This window comes from Enterococcus sp. S53, assembly GCF_016516865.1.
GTDB classification, from domain to species: domain Bacteria; phylum Bacillota; class Bacilli; order Lactobacillales; family Enterococcaceae; genus Enterococcus_D; species Enterococcus_D innesii.
The window spans coordinates 407,669-429,590 of the sequence record NZ_JACVUH010000002.1 but is presented as its reverse complement, the minus strand read 5'-3'; the positions used below and the strand labels follow the sequence as shown (position 1 = coordinate 429,590).

The 21,922-nt window shown below is 39.1% G+C and carries 19 protein-coding genes; 17 read left to right on the top strand and 2 right to left on the bottom strand.

Annotation, left to right across the window (positions count from 1 at the left end; genetic code table 11):
* Positions 1-175 precede the first annotated feature (175 nt).
* Both IAE45_RS04965 and IAE45_RS04960 read left to right on the top strand, forming a co-directional pair.
* Positions 176-376 carry a cold-shock protein gene (locus IAE45_RS04965; RefSeq protein WP_003126918.1) on the top strand — a complete coding sequence of 67 codons (201 nt, stop codon included), beginning with the start codon at positions 176-178 and terminating at the stop codon, positions 374-376.
* Positions 377-482: 106 nt separating this feature from the next.
* Positions 483-1,115 carry a YfbR-like 5'-deoxynucleotidase gene (locus IAE45_RS04960; RefSeq protein WP_086292805.1) on the top strand — a complete coding sequence of 211 codons (633 nt, stop codon included), beginning with the start codon at positions 483-485 and terminating at the stop codon, positions 1,113-1,115.
* 98 nt (positions 1,116-1,213) lie between these two features.
* On the opposite strand, the gene IAE45_RS04955 is transcribed toward IAE45_RS04960, so the two are convergent.
* Entirely contained in the window at positions 1,214-1,984 is a 771-nt protein-coding gene (locus tag IAE45_RS04955; protein ID WP_200125239.1) for an SDR family oxidoreductase, read from the bottom strand.
* Between the two features lie 212 nt (positions 1,985-2,196).
* Here IAE45_RS04955 and IAE45_RS04950 point away from each other — a divergent pair, with 212 nt between their 5' ends.
* Genes IAE45_RS04950 through asnS form a run of 4 tightly spaced genes read left to right on the top strand, consistent with a single transcriptional unit; the run spans position 2,197 to position 8,088 of the window.
* Positions 2,197-4,953 (top strand): helicase C-terminal domain-containing protein, encoded by a 2,757-nt coding sequence (locus IAE45_RS04950; RefSeq protein ID WP_200125237.1) that lies wholly within the window; start codon positions 2,197-2,199, stop codon positions 4,951-4,953.
* Between the two features lie 48 nt (positions 4,954-5,001).
* Positions 5,002-5,502 carry a cell wall elongation regulator TseB-like domain-containing protein gene (locus IAE45_RS04945; protein ID WP_081118745.1) on the top strand — a complete coding sequence of 167 codons (501 nt, stop codon included), beginning with the start codon at positions 5,002-5,004 and terminating at the stop codon, positions 5,500-5,502.
* Positions 5,503-5,552: 50 nt separating this feature from the next.
* Positions 5,553-6,746 (top strand): pyridoxal phosphate-dependent aminotransferase, encoded by a 1,194-nt coding sequence (locus IAE45_RS04940; RefSeq protein ID WP_200125235.1) that lies wholly within the window; start codon positions 5,553-5,555, stop codon positions 6,744-6,746.
* 43 nt (positions 6,747-6,789) lie between these two features.
* Positions 6,790-8,088, top strand: a complete 1,299-nt coding sequence (asnS, locus tag IAE45_RS04935; RefSeq protein WP_005236932.1) for an asparagine--tRNA ligase — start codon at positions 6,790-6,792, stop codon at positions 8,086-8,088.
* 243 nt (positions 8,089-8,331) lie between these two features.
* Here the strand turns inward: asnS and IAE45_RS04930 are convergent, their stop codons facing one another.
* Positions 8,332-10,077, bottom strand: a complete 1,746-nt coding sequence (locus tag IAE45_RS04930; protein ID WP_200125233.1) for a hypothetical protein — start codon at positions 10,075-10,077, stop codon at positions 8,332-8,334.
* A 125-nt stretch (positions 10,078-10,202) separates the two neighbouring features.
* Here IAE45_RS04930 and IAE45_RS04925 point away from each other — a divergent pair, with 125 nt between their 5' ends.
* From IAE45_RS04925 to rfbD, 11 genes are read left to right on the top strand one after another with little or no spacing between them, the layout of a single operon-like run.
* Positions 10,203-11,438: a CDP-glycerol glycerophosphotransferase family protein gene (locus IAE45_RS04925; RefSeq protein WP_233618950.1), complete on the top strand. Its 1,236-nt coding sequence runs from the start codon at positions 10,203-10,205 to the stop codon at positions 11,436-11,438.
* Complete coding sequence (locus tag IAE45_RS04920; RefSeq protein ID WP_200125231.1) at positions 11,428-12,180, top strand: WecB/TagA/CpsF family glycosyltransferase; 753 nt, start codon at positions 11,428-11,430, stop codon at positions 12,178-12,180. The genes IAE45_RS04925 and IAE45_RS04920 overlap by 11 nt, the downstream gene beginning before the upstream one ends.
* Positions 12,170-14,152 carry a CDP-glycerol glycerophosphotransferase family protein gene (locus IAE45_RS04915; RefSeq protein ID WP_200125229.1) on the top strand — a complete coding sequence of 661 codons (1,983 nt, stop codon included), beginning with the start codon at positions 12,170-12,172 and terminating at the stop codon, positions 14,150-14,152. The genes IAE45_RS04920 and IAE45_RS04915 overlap by 11 nt, the downstream gene beginning before the upstream one ends.
* A 17-nt stretch (positions 14,153-14,169) precedes the next feature.
* Positions 14,170-14,871 (top strand): IspD/TarI family cytidylyltransferase, encoded by a 702-nt coding sequence (locus tag IAE45_RS04910; protein ID WP_194195322.1) that lies wholly within the window; start codon positions 14,170-14,172, stop codon positions 14,869-14,871.
* The gene (locus tag IAE45_RS04905) at positions 14,871-15,899 is read left to right on the top strand and encodes a ribitol-5-phosphate dehydrogenase (protein WP_087627731.1); all 1,029 of its coding nucleotides are present in this window, start codon (positions 14,871-14,873) and stop codon (positions 15,897-15,899) included. Before IAE45_RS04910 ends, IAE45_RS04905 begins: the two co-directional genes overlap by 1 nt.
* 1 nt (position 15,900) lies before the next feature.
* Positions 15,901-16,998, top strand: coding sequence for a CDP-glycerol glycerophosphotransferase family protein (locus tag IAE45_RS04900; RefSeq protein ID WP_194195323.1), 1,098 nt, complete (start codon positions 15,901-15,903; stop codon positions 16,996-16,998).
* Position 16,999: 1 nt separating this feature from the next.
* Positions 17,000-18,472: a glycosyltransferase gene (locus IAE45_RS04895; protein WP_200125227.1), complete on the top strand. Its 1,473-nt coding sequence runs from the start codon at positions 17,000-17,002 to the stop codon at positions 18,470-18,472.
* 1 nt (position 18,473) lies between these two features.
* Positions 18,474-19,343, top strand: a complete 870-nt coding sequence (rfbA, locus tag IAE45_RS04890) for a glucose-1-phosphate thymidylyltransferase RfbA (protein ID WP_194195325.1) — start codon at positions 18,474-18,476, stop codon at positions 19,341-19,343.
* A gap of 2 nt (positions 19,344-19,345) precedes the next feature.
* Entirely contained in the window at positions 19,346-19,927 is a 582-nt protein-coding gene (gene rfbC / locus IAE45_RS04885) for a dTDP-4-dehydrorhamnose 3,5-epimerase (protein ID WP_200125225.1), read from the top strand.
* A 15-nt stretch (positions 19,928-19,942) separates the two neighbouring features.
* A complete protein-coding gene (gene rfbB, locus IAE45_RS04880; RefSeq protein WP_200125223.1) occupies positions 19,943-20,971 on the top strand; it encodes a dTDP-glucose 4,6-dehydratase in 1,029 nt (342 codons plus the stop codon).
* A gap of 55 nt (positions 20,972-21,026) precedes the next feature.
* The gene (rfbD, locus tag IAE45_RS04875) at positions 21,027-21,866 is read left to right on the top strand and encodes a dTDP-4-dehydrorhamnose reductase (protein ID WP_200125221.1); all 840 of its coding nucleotides are present in this window, start codon (positions 21,027-21,029) and stop codon (positions 21,864-21,866) included.
* The last annotated feature ends 56 nt before the right edge of the window (positions 21,867-21,922 follow it).

The following is a 21,922-nucleotide window of genomic DNA, read 5'->3' as shown; positions in this document are numbered from 1 at the left end:
TTTTCATTTTTTTTGATTTTCTATTAGTCATAATGAAGATAATGTGCTATAATACAAAGTGTAGTTTTTGTTACGGTAAATTATGGTAGCTTGTTTCATCTTAAACATCTTCCACATTTTCACCTTATACAAGTAATTGCAAAATATGTGTATAAACACAAGGAGGATTTTTATTATGGAAACAGGTACAGTTAAATGGTTTAACTCAGACAAAGGTTTTGGATTCATCACTGCAGAAAACGGTAACGATGTATTCGTTCATTTCTCAGCTATCCAAGGCGAAGGCTTCAAAACTTTAGAAGAAGGTCAAGCAGTGACTTTCGATATCGAAGACGGACAACGTGGCCCTCAAGCGACTAACGTTAACAAAGCATAATTAGTGAATGCCTTTTAAGAGCAGCTTAGCTGCTCTTTTTTTGTGCGCGAGATAGTTGCTTGCAGACAAAGGAGTTGTTATACTCTTAAAAAAAGGAGGCACATTTATGGGATTGAATGAATTTATTCTCGGATTGGCTAATTTAGAAAAGATCCAACGAGCGCCGGGTTTTTTTAAGTTTACTGAGCACAGTGTAGCTGCTCATTCATTTCGAGTAACGATGATTGCCCAGACCTTAGCTGATATCGAAGAACAAGCGGGAAATCAAGTCAACTGGCAAATTCTTTATGAAAAAGCCTTGAACCATGATTACACGGAACGTTTCATCGGTGATATCAAAACGCCGGTCAAATATGCGAACAAAGAATTGCGGGCAATGTTATCAACCGTTGAAGAAAAAATGACCGATGCCTTCATCGAAGAAGAAATTCCAGGAAGCTTTCAAGCAACGTATCGCAGACGCCTAGCGGATGGCAAAGACAACAGCCTTGAAGGGCAGCTATTAGCAATTGCGGATAAGATCGATCTTTTGTATGAATCTTTTGAAGAGATCTCAAAGAGCAACCCAGATAAAGTATACAAAGAAATGTTTCGAGAGGCCGTTTTAACCGTCAAAGAGTTTCAGCATCGTCCGTGTGTCACTTATTTCTTTGAAGCCATTTTTCCAGAGTTACTAAATGCAGATTTTTATGGCAAGACTGCCTTTCTAGAAGAAATCGCGGCTTTGGTGGAAAAATAACCAAAACGAAAAAACGAAAAATCAAGAAATGATCCATCTCAAGGGCTTCAATGAAACAAGTGAGGGTATCAGGTTTGATTTTTCGTTTTTTTGTTGGATTAAAGTAAAGATTCCGCTCCATCAATATAGACTTCCGTTCCAGAAATATTGCCCGCAGCCTCTGAAGAAAGAAAAAGCACAAGGTTGGCGACTTGTTCTGGCACGCCTGTTTCTTGCTTTAATGGTCGAGAACGTTCTGGATATTTGACGGGGATCTCAACGCGAGCAACTTCTTCTTCAATTTCTGTGTTGGCATCGATATTCGTTGCGATCGCCCCAGGACAGATAGCATTGACCCGAATATTATAACCGGAAAGTTCCAGCGCAGCCATTTTTGTAAAGGCAACTTGTCCTGCCTTAGATGTACTATAAGCTGTCGCACCAAAATTGCTGAAGATGCGGTTTCCATTGACTGAACTCGTAATGACAATGCTGCCACCGTTTGTTTTCATAAAGGGAATGGCCGCTTTGACGGTAATAAAGGTACTGCGTAAATTTGTGTTGATCGTCTGATCCCATTCTGTCACCGTCAGCTCTTCGATCGGTGTCCAGGTACCGTTGATGCCGGCATTGACATGGAGTACATCAAGTCCACCTAGTTCTTCCACAAGACCACTCATTGCTTCTTGCAGCTTATCCGCTTCGGTGACGTCAACCGCTCGATAATGGGCTTGTGCGTCATAGTCAGCAAGAAACTCCTGCAGCTCCTCTTCGTTGCGATCAATCAACCCAACAAGAGCACCATGGGCTAGAAATTGTTCTGCCACTGCTTTTCCAATTCCTGAAGCAGCCCCCGTTACAATCACTCGTTTGTTTTTGAAATCATTCATTTTTTTCGCCTCCTTATAGTAAATTATAAAAAAGATCCCTTTTTTTGTCGAAAAAAGCGATCAGCGACCAGCAACAAACTCTTTCAGATGGGACACGCGAACGGTTAGCTTTCTAGTTTTACCTCCTGAGAACCCTTGTATCTAGTGGGAAAACAGATGTAATCGCCATTGATTTTGTAGTATAATGCAGACAGTGTGCAAGGAGGAATACAATGAAACCCATATACGCTGTGGTGGATCTTGAAACAACAGGAACCGATTCGACGGTTGATCGAATTATTCAATTTGGCTGTGTCCTAGTCCAAGATGGCAAGATCATCAATCGTTTTGCCGCAGATATCAACCCTGACCGCAGAATTTCTAAGCAAATTCAACGATTGACACACATCACAAACCAACAAGTAAGCAAAGCGCCATATTTCGAAGACATAGCTGATACGATCTATAACTTACTCAGCAACACGATTTTTGTGGCGCATAATATTTATTTTGATTATCATTTTTTAAGCAATGAATTTGTGCGTTGCGGGCTGCCACCTTTATCACTTCCCGGAATCGATACGGTGGAATTGGCACAAGTGTTTTTACCAACAGAAAGCAGCTTTCGTTTAGGTGACCTAGCAGACAGCATTGGCTTTCGTCATGATAACCCGCATCAAGCAGATAGTGATGCAGAAGTGACCGCAGCTTTATTTTTGTATATCGAAGCGATCATGCGAGAACTGCCACGGACGACCCTTAAACAAATTGCGCTTTTAAGCGGTCAAATGGGTATGCAAACGAGTGACTATATCCATGGGATCTTAAAAGAAAAAGGCCCAGAGTTGGCAGAAGATTTCGAAGTGATCGACGGTATCGTCTTGCGGAAAAAGACCGTTCCGCTTTTTGAAGCTACGCATTTTCAAGAAACGTATCCGAAAGTTAAAGTGGAAAAAGAACAGCGCTTTGGGCAGCACTTAGTCTATCGGAAACAACAAGCACGCTTGATGAATGCAGTGTATACGCATTACACCCAGCCAGAGAAAAATCTGATCATTGAAGCAGAAACAGGCATGGGGAAAACCATCGGTTACTTGTTTCCAGCTGCTTACTTAGTGACACCAGAAAATCCATTGATCGTTAGTACCTCTTCAATTCTATTGCAAAATCAAATCATCAACAAAGACATTCCTTTGGTAAACCAAGTACTGCAGCAACCTATGCAAGCGGTCTTGGTCAAAAGCCATCGTCATTACATTGATTTGCAGCGTTTTAAAGCGACCCTTGATCAACCGGTAGAGCAAAAGCAATATGCGCAATACCAAATGGGGATCTTAGTTTGGCTAACTAAAACAGAGACGGGAGATTTCGATGAATTGAACTTGGTTCGACTTGATCATCCCTTATTTACCGACATCCGCCATCGCGGCGTTGCCTTTTTAGCCAAAGATCAACCCTTCTATGAACAAGATTTTGTCCGACATTTATATCAGCGGATGGCGCAAAGCAATGTTTTGATCGTCAACCATGCCTTTTTGATGCAGGAAAACCGGCGAGTGCAGCCGCTTTTGCCAGCGAGTGATTACTTATTGATCGATGAAGCCCAACAGTTGCCGCAGCAAGCAGAAGGCTTTAGTCAACATGTCTTTGACTCTGCTCACTTCAAGCGGCAGTTTTTACAGCTAAATGAAGAAGGACTATTTGAAGAAATTGCCCAAATCATTACCGAGGATGATTTTTTACAACGGATGTTCTCGTTGTACCGAAACGCGTTGTCGATCTTGGTCGAGACACAAGAGCAGTATTTTCGCACCTTATCGATCGATGCGCCAGAGCTACAAGTCGTGCACCATGACGACCTCTACGATGGCACGTTAGCACAAGACAAGCTGCATCAGAAATTGAGCCTTTACTATCAAGAAATCGATGAGATCCAACAACAGTTGCGTCAGCGATTCGAGTTGACCAATGATCGGTGGTATGCAAGACAACGAATCGTGATTGCCCGTTTGTTTGATTTCTTTAGTCAAATGGAAACCCAGGAACAAACGGTGACCGCATGGTTGACTTGGTGGCATCCTCGTTACGTTCATTGGTTGAAAAAGCATTCCCAGTCAGGAAATGCTGTGATTGAATTAGCTGATCTAGAAGGGCATTCGATCGTGGAGAGCACATGGTATCACCGCTATCAGCACATCATTTATCTTGGGGGAACATTGAAGATCCCAGGCAACAAAGAATATTTTGCCCATCAGATCGGCTTGACCGATGTGCCAGTCAAAACGATTCCCGCTTTTTATGACTACAGCAAACAAACTCGACTCTATGTAGTTAAAAAAGGTCTCTCGATCCAACAAGCATCAGCTGCTGAATACGCGGATTATTTAGTCGAAGCGTTAGTCCCAATTTTGTTTGACAATCCGCAACCAGCGCTTGTGTTGTTTACGGCGCATGAAACTTTGAAAAATGTCTATGATCGATTGAATAAAAAAGCCCTGCATTATGGCAGAGAAATCGTTGCTCAAGGAACTGGCGGAACCCGTGAGAAAATCTTAAAGAAATTTTTATTAGCGGAAAATGGCATCTTATTAGGGACTAGCAGTTTTTGGGAAGGGGTCGACCTACCAGGTCAGGCCTTGAAGATCGCTGTGGTGACTCGCTTGCCTTTTGAGAATCCTAAGCAACCAATGGTCCAAGCACGGCATGCCTTCTTGGAAGCAGAAGGCATCGATTCTTTCAAAGAAGATGCCTTACCTAAAGCGATTCTACGGCTACGCCAAGCGTTGGGGCGCTTGATCCGTTCTGAAGAGGATACAGGCGTGATGGTCGTCCTTGATCGACGCTTGTTATCAACAAAGTATGGCAAACGGATGGTCAAAGGTCTACCCAAAAACTTGCCTCTGATTGAAGCCAGCCCAACCGAAATTGCCGAAGATATTCAACATTTTTTTGCGCAAGAGGAAAAAGCGGCGGTTGATTTTGAAAAATGAGTCAAACATCTGATATAATGAGTTTTATTTAAGATTGGAGTACGAAGTGTGAAAACAAAAGACAAAGAACATCGGCGAGTAATTATTTTGCTGAGTGCGATCACGGTTTTACTGGTCGTTATTCTCTTCGCTTCTATTTTCTATCTCCGTTCTTCTCGTCCAATGCGACAAGCAAGAAACGAAGCGATCGAAATAGCAGAAAGATACACTGATTTAGCAGAGGTCGAACAATTTTATTGGTTCACCCGTGAGGAGACATCTTTTAGCATTGTTGGAAAAGATACCAATAACAATGAGATCGTCGTGATCATTCCTAAAAGCGGCGAAAAGGTTTCCGTTTATAATCAAGGGGATGGATTGACGGAAGCACAGGCCAAGGCCTTCGTTCGCGACAACCATCAAGGGCAGCAAATCCAAAAAGCAGCATTGGGTATTTTTAAAGGCGAGCCCGCTTGGGAAGTCATGACTAAAGACGACCAAGGCCGCTTGAACTATTATTTGATTGGTTTCAAAGATGGAGAAGAAATCAAAGCGGTCACCGAACTATAGAAAGCCGCTTATGATAGACAGAAATTTGGATTGTAGGAAGGATGATAAACATGGTACTTTCAAAAAGAGCAGAAAAATTAGAACCCTCCGCTACGTTAGCGGCATCTGCTAAGGCAAAAGCATTAGTAGACCAAGGTGTAGACGTATTAAGTCTAACCGTCGGTGAGCCCGACTTTATTACCCCGAAGAACATTCGCCAAGCAGCGATTGCAGCGATTGAGAGCGGCAAAGCTAGTTTTTACACAGCAACTGCTGGGATTCCAGAGCTAAAACAGGCGATTCTTGCTTATATGAAAGAGTTTTATGGTGCTGACTATGATTCAAACCAAGTGATCGTGACAGATGGCGCGAAATTTGCCCTTTATACACTGTTTCAAGCGCTTCTTGATGAAGAGGATGAAGTACTCATTCCAGTGCCTTACTGGGTCAGTTATGCGGAACAAGTCCGTTTAGCAGAAGGTACACCTGTATTTGTTGAAGCTAAGCAAGCAGCAGATTTTAAAGTTTCTGTTGCTCAATTAGAAGCCGCTCGTACAGTACAAACGAAAGCCATCATTTTAAACTCGCCTGCCAACCCAACAGGGGCGATATACTCAAAAGAAGAATTAACAGCAATCGGCAACTGGGCAGTGGAAAACAATATTTGGATCATTGCCGATGATATCTATGGTCGTTTGGTTTATAACGGCAATACCTTTACATCAATCGCTAGCTTATCAGAAGAGATCCGCAAACAAACCATCGTGATCAACGGCGTTTCTAAAACCTATTCTATGACTGGGTGGCGGATCGGATTTGCTGTCGGCGATGCAAAAATCATCAAAGCGATGGTCGATATCGCTTCCCAAGCTACCAGCAACCCGCCGGCTGCTAGCCAATACGCAGCAGTTGAGGCACTGACTGGTAATCAAGAATCGATCGAAGTGATGCGTCAGGCCTTTGAAGAACGCTTGAATAAACTATATCCGTTAATTGCCGCTATTCCTGGTTTTAAAGTGACGAAACCCCAAGGCGCGTTTTACTTGTTCCCAAATGTCAAAGAAGCCATGACAATGTGCGGCTATCAAAGCATTGATGCCTTCGTAGAAGCTTTACTAATGGAAGCCCACGTGGCAGTAGTGACTGGTGCTGGTTTTGGCACACCGGATTATTTACGGATCAGCTATGCAACTGATTGGGACACGTTAGCGGAAGCTACCAAACGAATCCATGATTTTGTTGAAAAGAAACGCCAAAAAGCTTAAAATGCTCTATGGTGCCTTTATTAATTAGATAGGAGAGAATCAAGTGGAATCTATTCAAATTTTAGATGCAAAAAAACACGTTGGCGAAACCGTTCAAATCGGAGCATGGGTTGCTAACAAACGCTCTAGTGGCAAGATCGCCTTCTTACAACTTCGCGACGGAACAGCGTATTTCCAAGGAATCGTTGTAAAAAGTGAAGTAGGGGAAGAAGTTTTCCAATTAGCGAAAAATCTAAATCAGGAAACTGCCGTACTGGTCACTGGGGAAATCAGAGAAGACAGCCGCTCAAAATTTGGCTATGAAATTGGTATTTCTGGTTTAGAAGTTGTCGGGGAAAGCCACGATTACCCAATTACACCAAAAGAACACGGAACAGATTTCTTGATGGACCATCGTCACTTATGGTTGCGTTCGTCAAAACAACATGCCATCATGCAAATCCGAAACGAAATCATTCGGGCAACATATGAATTCTTCAACAAGAATGGCTTTATCAAAATCGATCCACCGATCCTAACCGGATCAGCACCAGAAGGAACGACCGATTTATTTGAAACCAACTATTTCGATCAAAAAGCATATCTATCTCAGTCCGGTCAATTGTACATGGAGGCTGCTGCTATGGCGTTTGGCAAAGTCTTTTCTTTTGGACCAACCTTCCGTGCTGAAAAATCAAAGACACGTCGTCACTTGATTGAATTTTGGATGATTGAACCAGAAATGGCCTTTATGCATCAAGAAGAAAGTTTGGAAGTCCAAGAGCAGTACGTGGCATTCTTAGTGCAAAATGTGCTTGATAACTGTGACTATGCACTTGACGTCTTAGGCCGTGACCGTGAAGTCTTGAAAAAATACACCAAATTACCATTCCCACGAATCTCTTACGATGATGCAGTGGAATTATTACAAAAGAACGGCTTTGATGATATTCAATGGGGCGATGACTTTGGCTCACCACATGAGACCTTTATTGCCAATTCATTCGATCAGCCCGTCTTTATCTTAAACTATCCAAAAGCCATCAAACCTTTCTATATGAAGCCACATCCAACGAGAGAAGATGTCGTGATCTGTGCCGATATGATTGCACCAGAAGGCTATGGCGAGATCATAGGCGGTTCTGAACGTGCCATCGATCATGAATACCTGCTAGAACAAATCCGCGCCCACGGCTTGGACGAAAACGAGTACTCATGGTATTTAGACCTACGCAAGTACGGTTCAGTCCCTCACACCGGCTTTGGTCTTGGATTAGAACGGACCGTTACCTGGTTATCAGGAATCGAGCACGTAAGAGAATCCATTCCGTTTCCACGGTTGTTGAATCGGATTTATCCGTAAAAAATAAAAAAACGACGAGTATAACATAAAATGTTTAAGCAGTTTAATAGTTGAACAAAGCATCAAAATCAATATTAATTGTTCGTTAAATTTTGCTTGTAATCCATCATTAATTTAGAAATAGTAGTTTTTTTAAATTCAAAAGACGACATCAAATTCCAAATGTTTGGAAATTAATGTCGTCTTTTTACTTATATCACAAGCTCTTTTTTGAGAAAAATCGTCTGAATAGAAACCTCTCGATCACTCTTTATCTTTCGTTTTGTGCAGTATTCTGCTTTGAGTGAGTTTCCAGATGCTATATAAAACAAGAACAATGAAGGCTAATCCTTTGATATAAAGTGAAATAGTAAAGAAGATTGATGGCTGATATCCAATCACTAAGGTATTTTTGTCATGATTGTTCCTCAGTTTTAAGGCACCAATATCAGATAGTTGGTAATCATCAGCAGTTAACTCTTTTCCATTTAAATTTAATGTACTATTGTTATAAACAATTACTGGCAGCAAGATGTTTTTGTCCTCAGTTTGATTGCTATCCCAAGTGATTTTAAGTTTTGCATCATTCGTGACGGTCTTAGTAATCGCAAGCTTGTTATGCAATACTTCATTTGAATAAGTTGAATAGCCATTGATTAAATTGGTCTTTGTAGGCAAATAATCAGGTGTAGGTTTCTGTGTAATTGTGAATGCCTGAGATAAGTCGGAACTGGTCAATCCTGTTCTTATTTTATTAGGATCAGACTCAATAGGTTGTGCTGCATTCGTATCACCGGAAAGAGGAGAATCAGAATTCCATCTTTGGGCTTGTTTATCTATTAGTTGCCAACCGCTTGTCGTACTGATCAATCCTAAAACGGCTAAACCAATCATTAAGGCTTTCTTGGTTTCATCTTTGTTGAGATAATGACGCAAGTGGTTCATTGAATAACCGAATCCGAGAATCAGCAATACACAGGTAATACCTGAAAAGCGTCTCAAAAACTGAATACTCAGCAGAGCAGGTAACTGTTCTGTGAGATGATTCCAAGGGAAGTATTTTGAAGAAATAACAAAAAATATGAGTCCAGTGACATTGGTTATTTTGATCAGTGTTGACATATTTTTCCAATAGGCAACTGTTATGACCAGTTGAAAGATAAATATAAGCGAGAATATCAAGCCAAAATTATTATAGTCCATCGCACCTAAGGAGAGAAATGTTCCACCGTTATATAGTCCAGCGGCATTTAAAGGCATGATTAAAGTATCAGAATGCAGATCAAGTATGGCAGCAAATGTATTCAAAGACAAACAAACAGCAATGAACACAGCAAGGATTGTCTGTTTAAACATTTGAATTTTTTGATCTGAGCGGATTAGACCAATAATATAAAAAGGTAAAATGGCTATACATGCTAGCAATGTGGTAAACATATGAATAGACAAAAGTAGGGCAAAAATACTCCCAAAAACAATAGGCTGAATTGGATATTCACGATTTTGTATCATGCGAAGAGCTGGAACAAAAGCTAGAGGTAAGAAAGCAGCTCCCATTCCAGAAAACCCTTGGGTCGTAGTCCACCAGACAATCAAAGGAGAACCCATATATAAAACAGCACATAAAATAGCAATTTTATTGTTCAGTTTAGCAGATCGCGTAAGTATATACATCGAAGAGCCTGCGATGAAAAAACACAAAAAATTAAGAATTAATTCGAAATGATACCAATTTTTGACAACCGCCAAAACAAAGCCGGCAAAGTAAGCAAAATCAGCTCCGTACATCGCGTTGATTACTCGACCGGATTGATTAAATCCAAATAAGGATTGGAAGTAGTTGAAATGACCAGTCTGGATTTGCATAGATGTATCATAATAGCGATTCATATGAAAAATCCAGTCATTGGCAACAATCAAGGATCGTTGGAAAAGTTGGGGTGAAATAAAAAATAGAGCAAGAATGGCAATAGCTAATAAGCTAAAACCTGTTTTTTTATGAGTATTCATAATTAATTCCTTTCTGGTGCTTATAAAATTTCGTTGAAATAATATATTATCACATCATTATAAAGGGAACAATGAAAAATAGCTAATATCATGCTGTGTCTAAACTATAGAATCAGAGAGAAAATATGACGGTTTTATTACAAATATTTTCTTTTGTGCGAATATCGGTTAAAATAAACGTTAGTGTGAAAAAGAGGGGAATTATGCAAATTCGTTCAGTGAAGTCATTATCAAAATCATTTTATCTGCTTTGCGTCAGACAGGCCAGCAAATTTGCACGTCATCAACATGACCAAGTCATTTTTATGTTGAGTTTTCCTAGTACAAGCGAGTATATACTGGAAAAACTTTATGAAAGATACCAAGGAAGATTGGTTATTTGCTATACAAAAAATGCTCAAGGGATGGCAATAGAGTACAAAAAAAAAGGGTGCCAAGCCTATCATCTCGATACCTTTGATGTGTTACTAAGAAAAATTGTGCCAATTTTGAAAAATAGCAAAGTGATTGTCTGTGATAATTATTTTGCTGTTCTAGGTGGGATTGATTTTTTAGAATCCACCAAAATCATTCAGATTTGGCATGCAAATGGGGCTATCAAAAAATTTGGTTTAGAAGCGAACTATGCGAAACATGCTACACAAATCGATAAAAAAAGATATCAAGAAGTCTATGCGCGGTATACACATTACGTTGTCAGTTCACAACACATGGCAGATATCTTTGCCAAAAGTTATCATACATCGATCGAGGTTCTGCCTTTCGGCTATCCATTGACTGATCGTTACTTTGATCAAAAAATCAAAGAGCAAGTAGTAAAAAAATATCATGAAGATAATCCAGAGCAAAAGAAACTCGCTCTGTATGTACCTACTTATCGAGAACATTACCAAGAAAATCCAATTGAGATTGATTACATGCAACAAGCACTGGGTGAAGGGTGGCATTTTATGATACATCCTCATCCTCATGATCATTTTTTGAAGAAAAAAATTGCCGATAACGGCAACCAAGCATCAAAATTAGATCATTGGCCGTTAAGCGACTTGCTCTTTGTAGCGGATTGTTTGATCACAGACTATTCTTCAGTACCCTTTGAATATTCATTAGCGAATTCAGCAGGAAAAACTATATATTTTTGCTATGACTTGAATGAGTATATTGAAACAGTAGGTGTGCAAGAATCTTTTGTTGAAGAAACATCCAAAATAAGTGTTGACTCAAATGAAGCATTAGCTAGGGAAATATTGACAACAAGTCATGATGATAGCACAGAATTTAATAAGAAATGGAATGCATTCCCACAAGGTAATGCTGCCAAACAATTAATAGATTGGATCGATAAACAATATGAAAACTGATATAGTGATGGGAATACCTGTAGATGCATTGACGATGGAAGATATTGTAAAGGATGTACCAAATTATTTGTCTGAAGACAAAAAGATGTTGCTGATCAGTGTCAATCCCCAAATTGTTACTGAAGCAGCAGGTTATCCTGAAATCGTAGCCTTTATTAAACAAAGTACCCATCGGATTCCGGATGGTATTGGTATTGTGCTGGTTTCAAAGTTGACAGGCGGTCCGATCAAAGAACGCGTTGCTGGATATGATTTAATGCTGGAAATGCTCGCATATGCTGATAGACATCAAAAATCGATATTCTTGTACGGCGCCAAGCCGAATGTTTTAAAAGATACAGATAAGCATGTGAGAGAAATGTATCCTAATCTTCGGATTGTTGGTATGATTGACGGGTATGTAACATCAACAGATGAAGAAATCGTCAAGCAAATCAATGCAGTATCGCCTGATTTTCTTTTTGTTGCGTTAGGATTTCCACGACAAGAGCAATTTTTAGCAAAACATTTTCAAGATCTCAACGTACACATCTTTCAAGATGTAGGTGGAAGCTTTGATGTATTGAGTGGTCATGTGAAGCGCGCGCCTGACCTTTTTATCAAGTGGCACTTGGAGTGGTTATACCGCTCGGTGAGTAACCCTGCAAGGATTGGAAGAATGTTGCAATTACCTGTTTTTTTGGGGAAAAGTTTATACTGGAACTATCGAAATAAGACTATGAGGTGGACAAATGGGGATTAGATCATTTTTAGGGCGTGTTAAGCGAAAAATTACAGGAAATTCGACAGTAGTTGTTAAGAATAACACGGAAGAAACCAAAATTGATAGCAAAGAATTGCGTAGTATTGTAATGGATCAAATTCTAAGCGACTATGTAATCAATAAAGCAAGCAGCAAAGGAAGTGCAGCTGGCAAAAGTGTCAATAATCAGTATGTTCTTAAACGAGGCGTTGATCAGATCGAATTCAATAATTCATTTTTTAAAATCGATGGCTATGCCTATTTCGAAACAGATGAGACTATTTCAGATGATTTGATACGTAAAAATTTGATTATTATCAACAAAGAGACCAATCAGGAATTTACGGTACCCTTGATCAATAAAAAAGCCAAAGAGGGAGAAAGTTGGGTAAAATACAGAGGCACGATCAATTTTTCTACATTTAGTGATGGCAAACCAATCGAAGTCGGTAATTACGAAATGTTGATAGAAGTTACACAATTTCTGCGGGATGCTGGTGGCTGGATAACCAAAAGAGACACTGTCGGAAAAGTTAAACATGCAACAAACGACATAATAGTTTCCACAAAAATGTACAGCTTTTCAGCCCGCAGTAACAAAAAGTTCAGTCTGACGATCGTTCATCATTTTGCTGGGAGCTTTATCACGATCTTGTCCAAGAAACTCTCAGATATTGACCCGTTAGAATATTCTACAGAAGAAATAATCGTAGACGGCCCGCTATCTCGCGTGTTCAAACGGTATTTATTCTCCTTTTTCTATAAATATTATCATTTGAAACCTGTAAACAAGAAGAAGATTTCTTTTTTGTCTGATAGTAGGATCGATATTTCTGGAAATTTTGAGTATATCTATCGCAAACTTTTGGAAAAAAATTTGGATGTGGATATAAGATTTTACTTAAAATCAAGTATTAAAGAAAAGAAGTCTTTCTCAGAAATCAGACTTTTGGCAAAAGCAATTGCAACAAGTAAATACATCATCGTTGATGACTTTTATCCACTGATCTATCCTTTGAAGATTAGAGAAAAATCTGAATTGATTCAAGTATGGCATGCAGTTGGCGCATTTAAAACTTTCGGCTATAGCCGTGTTGGGATGCCCGGGGGACCTAAACCGGATAGTGTCAACCATAAAAACTATACCCGGGCATTAGTTAGTTCTCATAATATCTCGGATAAGTATGCTGAGGGATTTGGTATCTCTATCGATAATATTTTACCGATCGGTATACCAAGAACAGATCTATTCTTTGATGAGGTTGAAAAAGCGGTCGTTGTAGAGAAAGTTTATAATGAATTACCTTTTTTAAAAGGTAAAAAAGTGATTCTATTTGCACCAACATTCAGAGGAAATGGACAGCAATCAGCTTATTATCCCTATGAAATGATTGATTTCAAAAAGATTTATCGAGAATTTTCGGGTAAGGATTATGTTTTCTTATTGAAAATACATCCTTTTGTTCAAAATGATCCCAATATTCCCTATAAATATACCGATTTCTTTTATGATGTGTCAACGTATCGTGAAATTAATGATTTGTTATTGGTGACAGATATCTTGATCACCGACTATTCATCGGTATGTTTTGAATATGCATTACTAAATAAGCAAATGATTTTCTTTAGTCCCGACCTAGCGGATTATATGAGTTCAAGAAACTTTTATTATGACTACTTGGACTTTATACCGGGATCTTTTGCAACCAATACCAATGAATTGATCACGCAAATTAGAGAAGAAAAAATCGATTATAAAAAAATTGATGATTTTGTTCATTATTTCTTTGACGATCTTGATGGCAAAGCAAGTGAACGCTTTGTTGATTATCTAATCAATGATTTCTATGAAGAAAATAAGACAGAAGAAGCAGTTGATTCAAGATATACAGCAGATGGGAAATTTATTCCTAATTGGGGAGAATCCACAAACAAAAAGAAACAAGAAATAAAAACAGAAGAAATCGACTAAGGTGAGGAGAACAAACTATGTTATATGCACAAATTTTAGCGGGCGGTAAAGGAACACGAATGGGTAATGTAGGTATGCCAAAACAATTTTTACAATTAGGCAATCGACCAATTATTATTCATACATTAGAGAAATTTGTCTTAAATGATGCCTTTGATGCGATTATTGTTTCTTGTCCAGAAAACTGGATTCAGCACGCCAAAGATATCATCGCCAAATATATTCATGATGACCGGGTCAAAATCATTGCTGGCGGTAAAGAAAGAAATGACACATTGAAAAGTGGGATCGCGTTTATCCATGAATCTTTTGGACAACATGACGATGATGTGATCGTTGTGCATGATGCTGTACGACCATTCATTTCTCGCCGTATCATTGAGGACAATATCCGCTTGTCTAAAACGTACAATGCCATTGATACAGTGATCCCTGCTACCGATACGATCGTCCGGGGCAATGGCTCTGAAGTAACAGAAATACCAATCCGAGACGAAATGTATCAAGGTCAAACACCACAAACGTTCAATATCAATGTGTTTTTGGATTGTCTAAATAAACTTTCTGAAGAAGATATCAAAACTTTAAGTGATTCATGTAAAATTTGCTTGCTCTCAGGAGAAAAAGTAGGACTCGTAGAAGGGTCAACTGCCAATATTAAAGTGACTACACCATTTGATTTGAAAATTGCTAAAGCAATCATTGAGGAGAGAGAGTAATGTTAAACCAAGTATATCGATTGGTTTCACCACGTCAATTTGAAACGGTTATCGTTGATGAGAAAATCGAGCAATCAGATTGTATCGTCGTCCGCCCAACCTATCTATCGATCTGTCATGCAGATCAACGCTATTTTACCGGTAGTAGAGATAAGAAAGTCATGAGTCAAAAATTGCCAATGGCATTGATCCATGAAGGAATCGGCGAAGTTATTTTTGATCCGAAGGGCGAGTTCGAAAAAAAACAACGGGTTGTGATGATACCTAACACACCATTTGAAGAGGATCCCGTCATTGAGGAAAATTATTTGCGAAGTACTAAATTTCGCTCTAGCGGCTATGATGGTTATATGCAAGAATATGTATACTTGCGCCGTGATCGAGCAGTGGCTCTTCCAGATAATATTGAATCTGAATTAGCAGCCTTTATTGAGTTGATTTCAGTAGCGATGCACGCAATCAGCCGCTTGGATCAAAAAATGAATGACAATCAACAAGTTTTTGGCGTTTGGGGGGATGGCAATCTTGGCTATATTTCCTCAGTTCTTTTGAAAAATATGTATCCAGATGCTAAATTGATCGTTTTTGGAAAACATAAAGAAAAGCTGGATTATTTTTCATTTGCGGATGAAACATATCAAGTGGATGATATTCCTGCAAATTTAGAAATTTCAAATGCCATTGAGTGTACTGGTGGAATGGGTAGTCAAGATGCAATCAACCAAATTATTGATTTGATCAAGCCACAAGGAGTGATTGCTTTAATGGGAGTTTCTGAACATTATGTCGAAGTAAATACACGGATGATCCTTGAAAAAGGGTTAACTATGATTGGCAGTTCTCGTAGCGGTAGAGAAGCATTTCAAAAGACGGTTGACTTTTTAAGCGCACACGAAGAGACAAGACAACGTTTGGTTAATTTAATTGGCATTCGCAAAACGATTCGCCATTTATCAGATGTTGTTGAATTCTTTGAAGATGATTTAATCAGCAGTTGGGGAAAATCCGTGATGAAATGGGATATCTGATGTGAAAAAAATAAAATTGCTGGTAATAAAATCTTTTTTTCAAATCATTTATCAATATTGTCTCATTTTTTGTAAATTCAATCCCCAAAAAGTTACTTTAGCTACAAATCGCAACCAAGATTTGTTTTCCGGATTGAAAAATTTACAGACTATATTTGAAGAACAATCTAATTATCAAATAAAGGTGATTGCCTTTAAATTTGAAAGAAGTTTGCGCGGCCGGCTCAATTATTTTTATTATTCAATAGTCAGTATGCATGCACTGGCAACTTCTAGATTTTTCATTGTAGATGATTATTATTTTCCGATATATTGTATAAAGAAGAATAAAAAGAATATCGTTGTACAAATTTGGCATGCAATTGGTCATTTGAAAAGGTTTGGACTATCTATTGAAAGCAACAAAAAACAGATCATAAAACCTCATACCAATTATGATTATGCGGTTGTGAATAGTCAGTTAGACATTCCATTTTATGCAGAAGCTTTTGATATGAGACCTGAAGATATATTAGCAATTGGAAGTCCCAAAATTGATCGGCTAATCAATCATAAAATCAATAATGATAAGGTAGACGTTAGGACAGTTTTATATGCACCCACTTTTCGTCGTACGGATGAGGAAAATATTGCGTTAGTCCAAATGTTCATAAAGGAATTTGTACGAGATTTCAAAGATGATATTTTATATGTTTCCTTACATCCATATATGAGAGTCCCAGAATGGCCTATATCGGAGAATGTCCATATTTTTCAAGATAGCAATAGAATCGATGATATTTTATCGCAAGTAGATATTTTAATAACCGACTACTCGTCAGTTATGCTTGAATTCTTTTATTTTGAGAGGCCGGTATTGATTTACGCACCTGATTTTAATGCGTATAAAGATGATTTTGGGTTTTATGTTGATTTTAAATCTTACATTGAAGCACCAATTTTTGACTCTCTTGACAGCTTGATGCTTTATATGAAAAGTGGAGATTATAAAAATACAACAGATTATATCTTAAAAATGAAAAATAAAATATTTGATTATTATGATGGTCAAAATTCTCAACGATTGTTTGACTTTCTTACCAAGGAAGTAGAGGGGTAATATGAAAATTAGTGTCATTATTCCTGTTTATAATGCAGGAAACTTTATTAAACCAACTTTAGACTCTTTAAAAAATCAGACAATGGATAAATCTGATTTCGAAATTTTAGCAGTTGATGATTTATCAACAGACAACAGTTTGGAGATTCTTGAGTCATATCGCACCGATTTACCCAACCTGCGTATTATAAAAAGAGAAACAAATTCAGGTGGACCGATGGTTCCACGAAATGATGCAATTGAAATGGCTAAAGGGGAATACGTACAATTTTTAGATAATGATGATTATTTAGGTGAGGATGCTTTAAAAAGGCTGTATGCTTTTGCTACCGAAAATAATTCGGATGTAATTTTCGGTAAATATAAAGGAATCAATGGTAGAGGAGTACCGAAAAGCCAATTTTTAAAAGGAAATATTACACATGCAGATATTATTAAAGATAACCTGATCTATACGATTGCTCCGCATAAGATGTTCAGAAGAAAAATGCTGATTGATCAAGACATACGTTTTGAAACGGAAATCAGGCCCGGAGATGAAGATAAACTATTCGTTATGCGTGCCTATCTTGATGCTAAAGTTATTTCTATTCTTAGTGACTATGATTATTATTATGTAGTCAGAAGACCTGGAGAGAACCTGAGTGTAGCATCTATACCTCAGAATCCAGAATTACATTTTATTGCACAAAAAAAAGTATTGCATTATATCGAAAAGAGCAGGTTTGATCAAGCCAAGCAACTAGATCTTAAGGTTGCTTATGTCAACCGCTTGATTAGTTTTAGTATTCTAAGAGCGTCCATTCTAAATGAAAAATATGAGTACCAATTGAGAAAAAAATACTTTTCGGCAGCAAGAGATTTCTTTCTTCATTATGTCGGTGAATCTGTCATATCTAAGCTAAAAAAAGAACATGCCATCTTTGTTCAAAAAATATGCGAAGACAAAATGGATGAACTCATTGAGTTCGAAAAAGTAAGCAAAAAGCTCAACCAATCTTCCGATTATGAAATCGACAACGGACAGATATACTATCAAATGCAGTATGCAAATGGCTACAAAGAGCGATTGAATGTCAGCTTCTTAAACAAAACGTCAATCTATTTAAACAGTGTAACGGCATTTAAAAAGAAACTCTATATTGGAGCAAGTTTACACCACACCCTCATTGCAAATGATCAGTATCTAATTTGTAAAGAAAGAACTGACGGTCAAGAAATTACAATCAAGGCAGCTGAAATCAATGCAGTCGGAGAAGCCGTATTTATTTTGCCTATCAAAAAATTGGAAAATGGGTTAATATGGGATCTTTTTATTGAATCTCATAAGCCTATACATCATCGCAGAAGACTTGGTAAAGATCGAAATTTAAAAAAAATCAATATGCGTATTGACACGAATAAATATCAGTTCACTGCCTATACAACGAAAGACTTTGACAATTTATCCATTAAGAAAGAAAAGGTAAATTAATATGAAAGGTATCATTCTAGCAGGTGGATCAGGGACACGCCTGTATCCCTTAACCAAAGCAACATCCAAACAATTAATGCCGATCTATGACAAACCGATGATCTATTATCCTATGTCGACGTTGATGTTGGCGGGAATTACGGAGATTTTAATTATTTCGACACCGCAAGACACCCCGCGTTTTGAAGAATTATTTGGCGATGGTCATGAATTAGGCATCCACATCGAGTATGCCGTTCAACCAAGTCCAGACGGGTTAGCGCAAGCCTTCATCATCGGCGAAGAATTCATTGGTGATGATAGTGTTTGTTTGATTCTTGGTGACAATATTTATTATGGTGGCGGTTTGTCAAATATGTTGCAGCGAGCAGCGCAAAAAGAACAAGGTGCTACAGTGTTCGGCTACCATGTCACTGATCCTGAACGTTTTGGGGTCGTGGAATTTGACGATGAGATGCAAGCTGTATCGATCGAAGAAAAACCCGATACTCCAAAATCAAATTATGCTGTTACTGGGCTGTATTTTTACGATAAACAAGTCGTAGAAATCGCGAAAGAAATCAAACCCTCAGAACGCGGAGAGCTTGAGATCACGGATATCAATCAAAAATATCTAGAATTAGGGCAACTATCCGTTGAAGTCATGGGACGCGGGTATGCTTGGTTAGATACTGGAACCCATGAGTCATTATTAGAGGCGTCAACGTTTATTGAAACAATTGAAAAACGACAAAATTTAAAAGTGGCTTGCTTGGAAGAAATTGCTTATCGCATGGGGTATATCAATCGTGAAGCATTGATCGATTTGGCACAACCACTGAAGAAAAATCAATATGGTCAATATTTATTGAACCTAGCAAAAGAGGCATAACGATGGGAAAAATAAAAGTAACAAAAACAAAATTAGCAGATGTCTTGATCATTGAACCGGCTGTCTTTGGTGATCATCGTGGTTTTTTTACCGAAAGCTATTCGCAAGCTGATTTCAAAGAAGCGGGCATTGGCCATGACTTTGTCCAAGACAATCATTCGTTATCAGCAGAAGCTGGCGTTTTGCGGGGACTGCATTTTCAAAAAGGCGAAGCGGCCCAAACCAAATTGATTCGGGTGGTAAGCGGTGCAGTACTGGATGTGATCGTCGACATTCGAAAAGGTTCTCCTTCCTATGGTCAATGGGAAGGCTACATTTTATCTGAAAGTAATCACCGACAATTGTTGGTGCCAAAAGGCTTCGCCCATGGGTTTGTGACTTTGACACCCAATGTCAATTTCTTGTACAAATGCGACAATTATTACAATGCACAAGCAGATGCCGGGATTGCGTTTGATGATCCAGATTTGTCAATTGATTGGCCGATCGCCAAAGAACAGGCAATCCTGTCAGAAAAAGATCAGCATCATCCGACCTTGAAAGCCTTTGAGGCAGAAAATACCTTCGTCTACGGAGAAATATAAGGAGCGTATTTAATTATGAAACGAATCATTGTAACCGGTGGTGCTGGATTTATCGGCTCCAACTTTGTTCATTACGTCGTGGCGCATCATCCAGATGTCCACATCACGGTTTTGGACAAATTAACGTATGCAGGGAATAAGGCCAATTTAGCTGGCTTGCCAGAAGACCGTGTTTCATTGGTGGTGGGGGATATCGCCGATGCAGCATTAGTTGATGAACTGGTCCAACAAACAGATGCGGTCGTCCATTATGCGGCAGAATCCCATAATGATAATTCATTGAAAGATCCATTTCCTTTTGTGCAAACCAACCTGATCGGCACGTATACATTGATTGAAGCTTGTCGAAAGCATCAAGTCCGATATCATCATGTATCGACAGATGAAGTCTATGGGGATCTGCCCCTGAGAGAAGACCTGCCAGGCCATGGTGAGGGGCCGGGGGAGAAGTTTACCGATCAAACACCATACAATCCATCAAGTCCATATTCATCCACCAAAGCAGGCTCCGATCTCTTGGTCAAAGCTTGGGTACGTTCTTTTGGATTACAAGCAACGCTCTCTAATTGTTCCAACAATTATGGACCGTATCAACACATCGAGAAATTCATCCCTCGTCAAATCACGAATGTATTAAGCGGCATTCGACCTAAATTATATGGCGAAGGCAAAAACGTCCGTGACTGGATCCATACCAATGATCATTCTTCTGCTGTCTGGGCCATCTTGACCAAAGGACGCATCGGAGAAACGTATCTGATCGGTGCCGATGGCGAGAAAGACAACAAAGCAGTAATCGAGATGATTTTAACATTGATGGGACAATCCAAGGATGCTTACGATCATGTCAATGATCGACCAGGCCATGATTTGCGTTATGCGATCGATGCAACAAAACTAAAAGAAGAGCTGGGGTGGAGCCCGCAATTCACCAACTTTAAAGATGGGTTGGCGGATACCATCGAATGGTACCGCAATAACCCCGAATGGTGGCAGGCAGAAAAAGCCCGCGTTGAAGCAAGTTACGCCAAGCAAGGTCAATAATTCAACAAAAAAGCAGGAAGCGAGATTTCCTGCTTTTTTCGAAAGGAAGAGATACATGTATTTAATTACAGGAGGAAACGGCCAATTAGGCACAGAATTACGTCATCTATTGGATGAACAAGGTGCTGCTTATCTATCGACAGATTCCGCTGAGATGGATATCACAGATGCACAAGCTACAATGAATAAAATCAAAGCAATACAACCAACGGTGATCTTTCATTGTGCCGCCTATACTGCGGTGGATAAAGCCGAAGATGAGGGCAAGGAATTAGACGAAAAAATCAACGTTGACGGCACCAAAAACGTTGCATTGGCAGCCGAAGCCGTTGGGGCAACCTTGATTTATATCAGTACCGACTATGTCTTTGATGGTACCAAAAAAGACGGCGAATATGCGACGGACGACCAAGTCAATCCGCAAAATGAATATGGCCGGACCAAATTACTAGGTGAAGAAGCTGTGCAGTCGATCATGAGCAAGTACTATATTATCCGTACCTCATGGGTCTTTGGTCAATACGGACATAATTTCGTCTTTACCATGCAGCGTTTAGCCAAAGAACACGAAACATTGACCGTGGTCAATGATCAGTTCGGCCGTCCTACTTGGACCCGCACCCTGGCGGAGTTTATGACATATGTGATCACAAACGATGCCCCTAAAGGAATCTATCATTTATCCAATGACAATCATTGTTCATGGTACGAATTTGCCAAAGAGATCTTGAAGGACACAGATGTGTCCGTCAAGCCTGTGACCTCAGCTGAATTTCTACAAAAGGCAAAACGCCCACAATATTCGATAATGGATCTTTCAAAAGCAAAAGAGTTGGGATTTGAAATCCCAACATGGCAAGAGGCATTAAGAATGATGTTGCAAAATATTAGCTAGTTGGTAAAAACTGATTAATCTGTTGTGGCTCTATGACAGCTGAGGTAATTTAGAAA

Excerpts from the sequence above, each read along its gene's own strand:
- IAE45_RS04910 (WP_194195322.1), top strand. The coding sequence starts at position 14,170 with ATGTTATATGCACAAATTTTAGCGGGCGGTAAAGGAACACGAATGGGT.
- rfbC (WP_200125225.1), top strand. The coding sequence starts at position 19,346 with ATGGGAAAAATAAAAGTAACAAAAACAAAATTAGCAGATGTCTTGATC.
- IAE45_RS04915 (WP_200125229.1), top strand. The coding sequence starts at position 12,170 with ATGGGGATTAGATCATTTTTAGGGCGTGTTAAGCGAAAAATTACAGGA.
- IAE45_RS04895 (WP_200125227.1), top strand. The coding sequence starts at position 17,000 with ATGAAAATTAGTGTCATTATTCCTGTTTATAATGCAGGAAACTTTATT.
- rfbB (WP_200125223.1), top strand. The coding sequence starts at position 19,943 with ATGAAACGAATCATTGTAACCGGTGGTGCTGGATTTATCGGCTCCAAC.
- IAE45_RS04955 (WP_200125239.1), bottom strand. The coding sequence starts at position 1,984 with ATGAATGATTTCAAAAACAAACGAGTGATTGTAACGGGGGCTGCTTCA.
- IAE45_RS04950 (WP_200125237.1), top strand. The coding sequence starts at position 2,197 with ATGAAACCCATATACGCTGTGGTGGATCTTGAAACAACAGGAACCGAT.
- IAE45_RS04960 (WP_086292805.1), top strand. The coding sequence starts at position 483 with ATGGGATTGAATGAATTTATTCTCGGATTGGCTAATTTAGAAAAGATC.
- rfbA (WP_194195325.1), top strand. The coding sequence starts at position 18,474 with ATGAAAGGTATCATTCTAGCAGGTGGATCAGGGACACGCCTGTATCCC.
- IAE45_RS04905 (WP_087627731.1), top strand. The coding sequence starts at position 14,871 with ATGTTAAACCAAGTATATCGATTGGTTTCACCACGTCAATTTGAAACG.
- IAE45_RS04940 (WP_200125235.1), top strand. The coding sequence starts at position 5,553 with ATGGTACTTTCAAAAAGAGCAGAAAAATTAGAACCCTCCGCTACGTTA.
- IAE45_RS04965 (WP_003126918.1), top strand. The coding sequence starts at position 176 with ATGGAAACAGGTACAGTTAAATGGTTTAACTCAGACAAAGGTTTTGGA.
- IAE45_RS04920 (WP_200125231.1), top strand. The coding sequence starts at position 11,428 with ATGAAAACTGATATAGTGATGGGAATACCTGTAGATGCATTGACGATG.
- rfbD (WP_200125221.1), top strand. The coding sequence starts at position 21,027 with ATGTATTTAATTACAGGAGGAAACGGCCAATTAGGCACAGAATTACGT.
- IAE45_RS04930 (WP_200125233.1), bottom strand. The coding sequence starts at position 10,077 with ATGAATACTCATAAAAAAACAGGTTTTAGCTTATTAGCTATTGCCATT.
- IAE45_RS04925 (WP_233618950.1), top strand. The coding sequence starts at position 10,203 with ATGACGGTTTTATTACAAATATTTTCTTTTGTGCGAATATCGGTTAAA.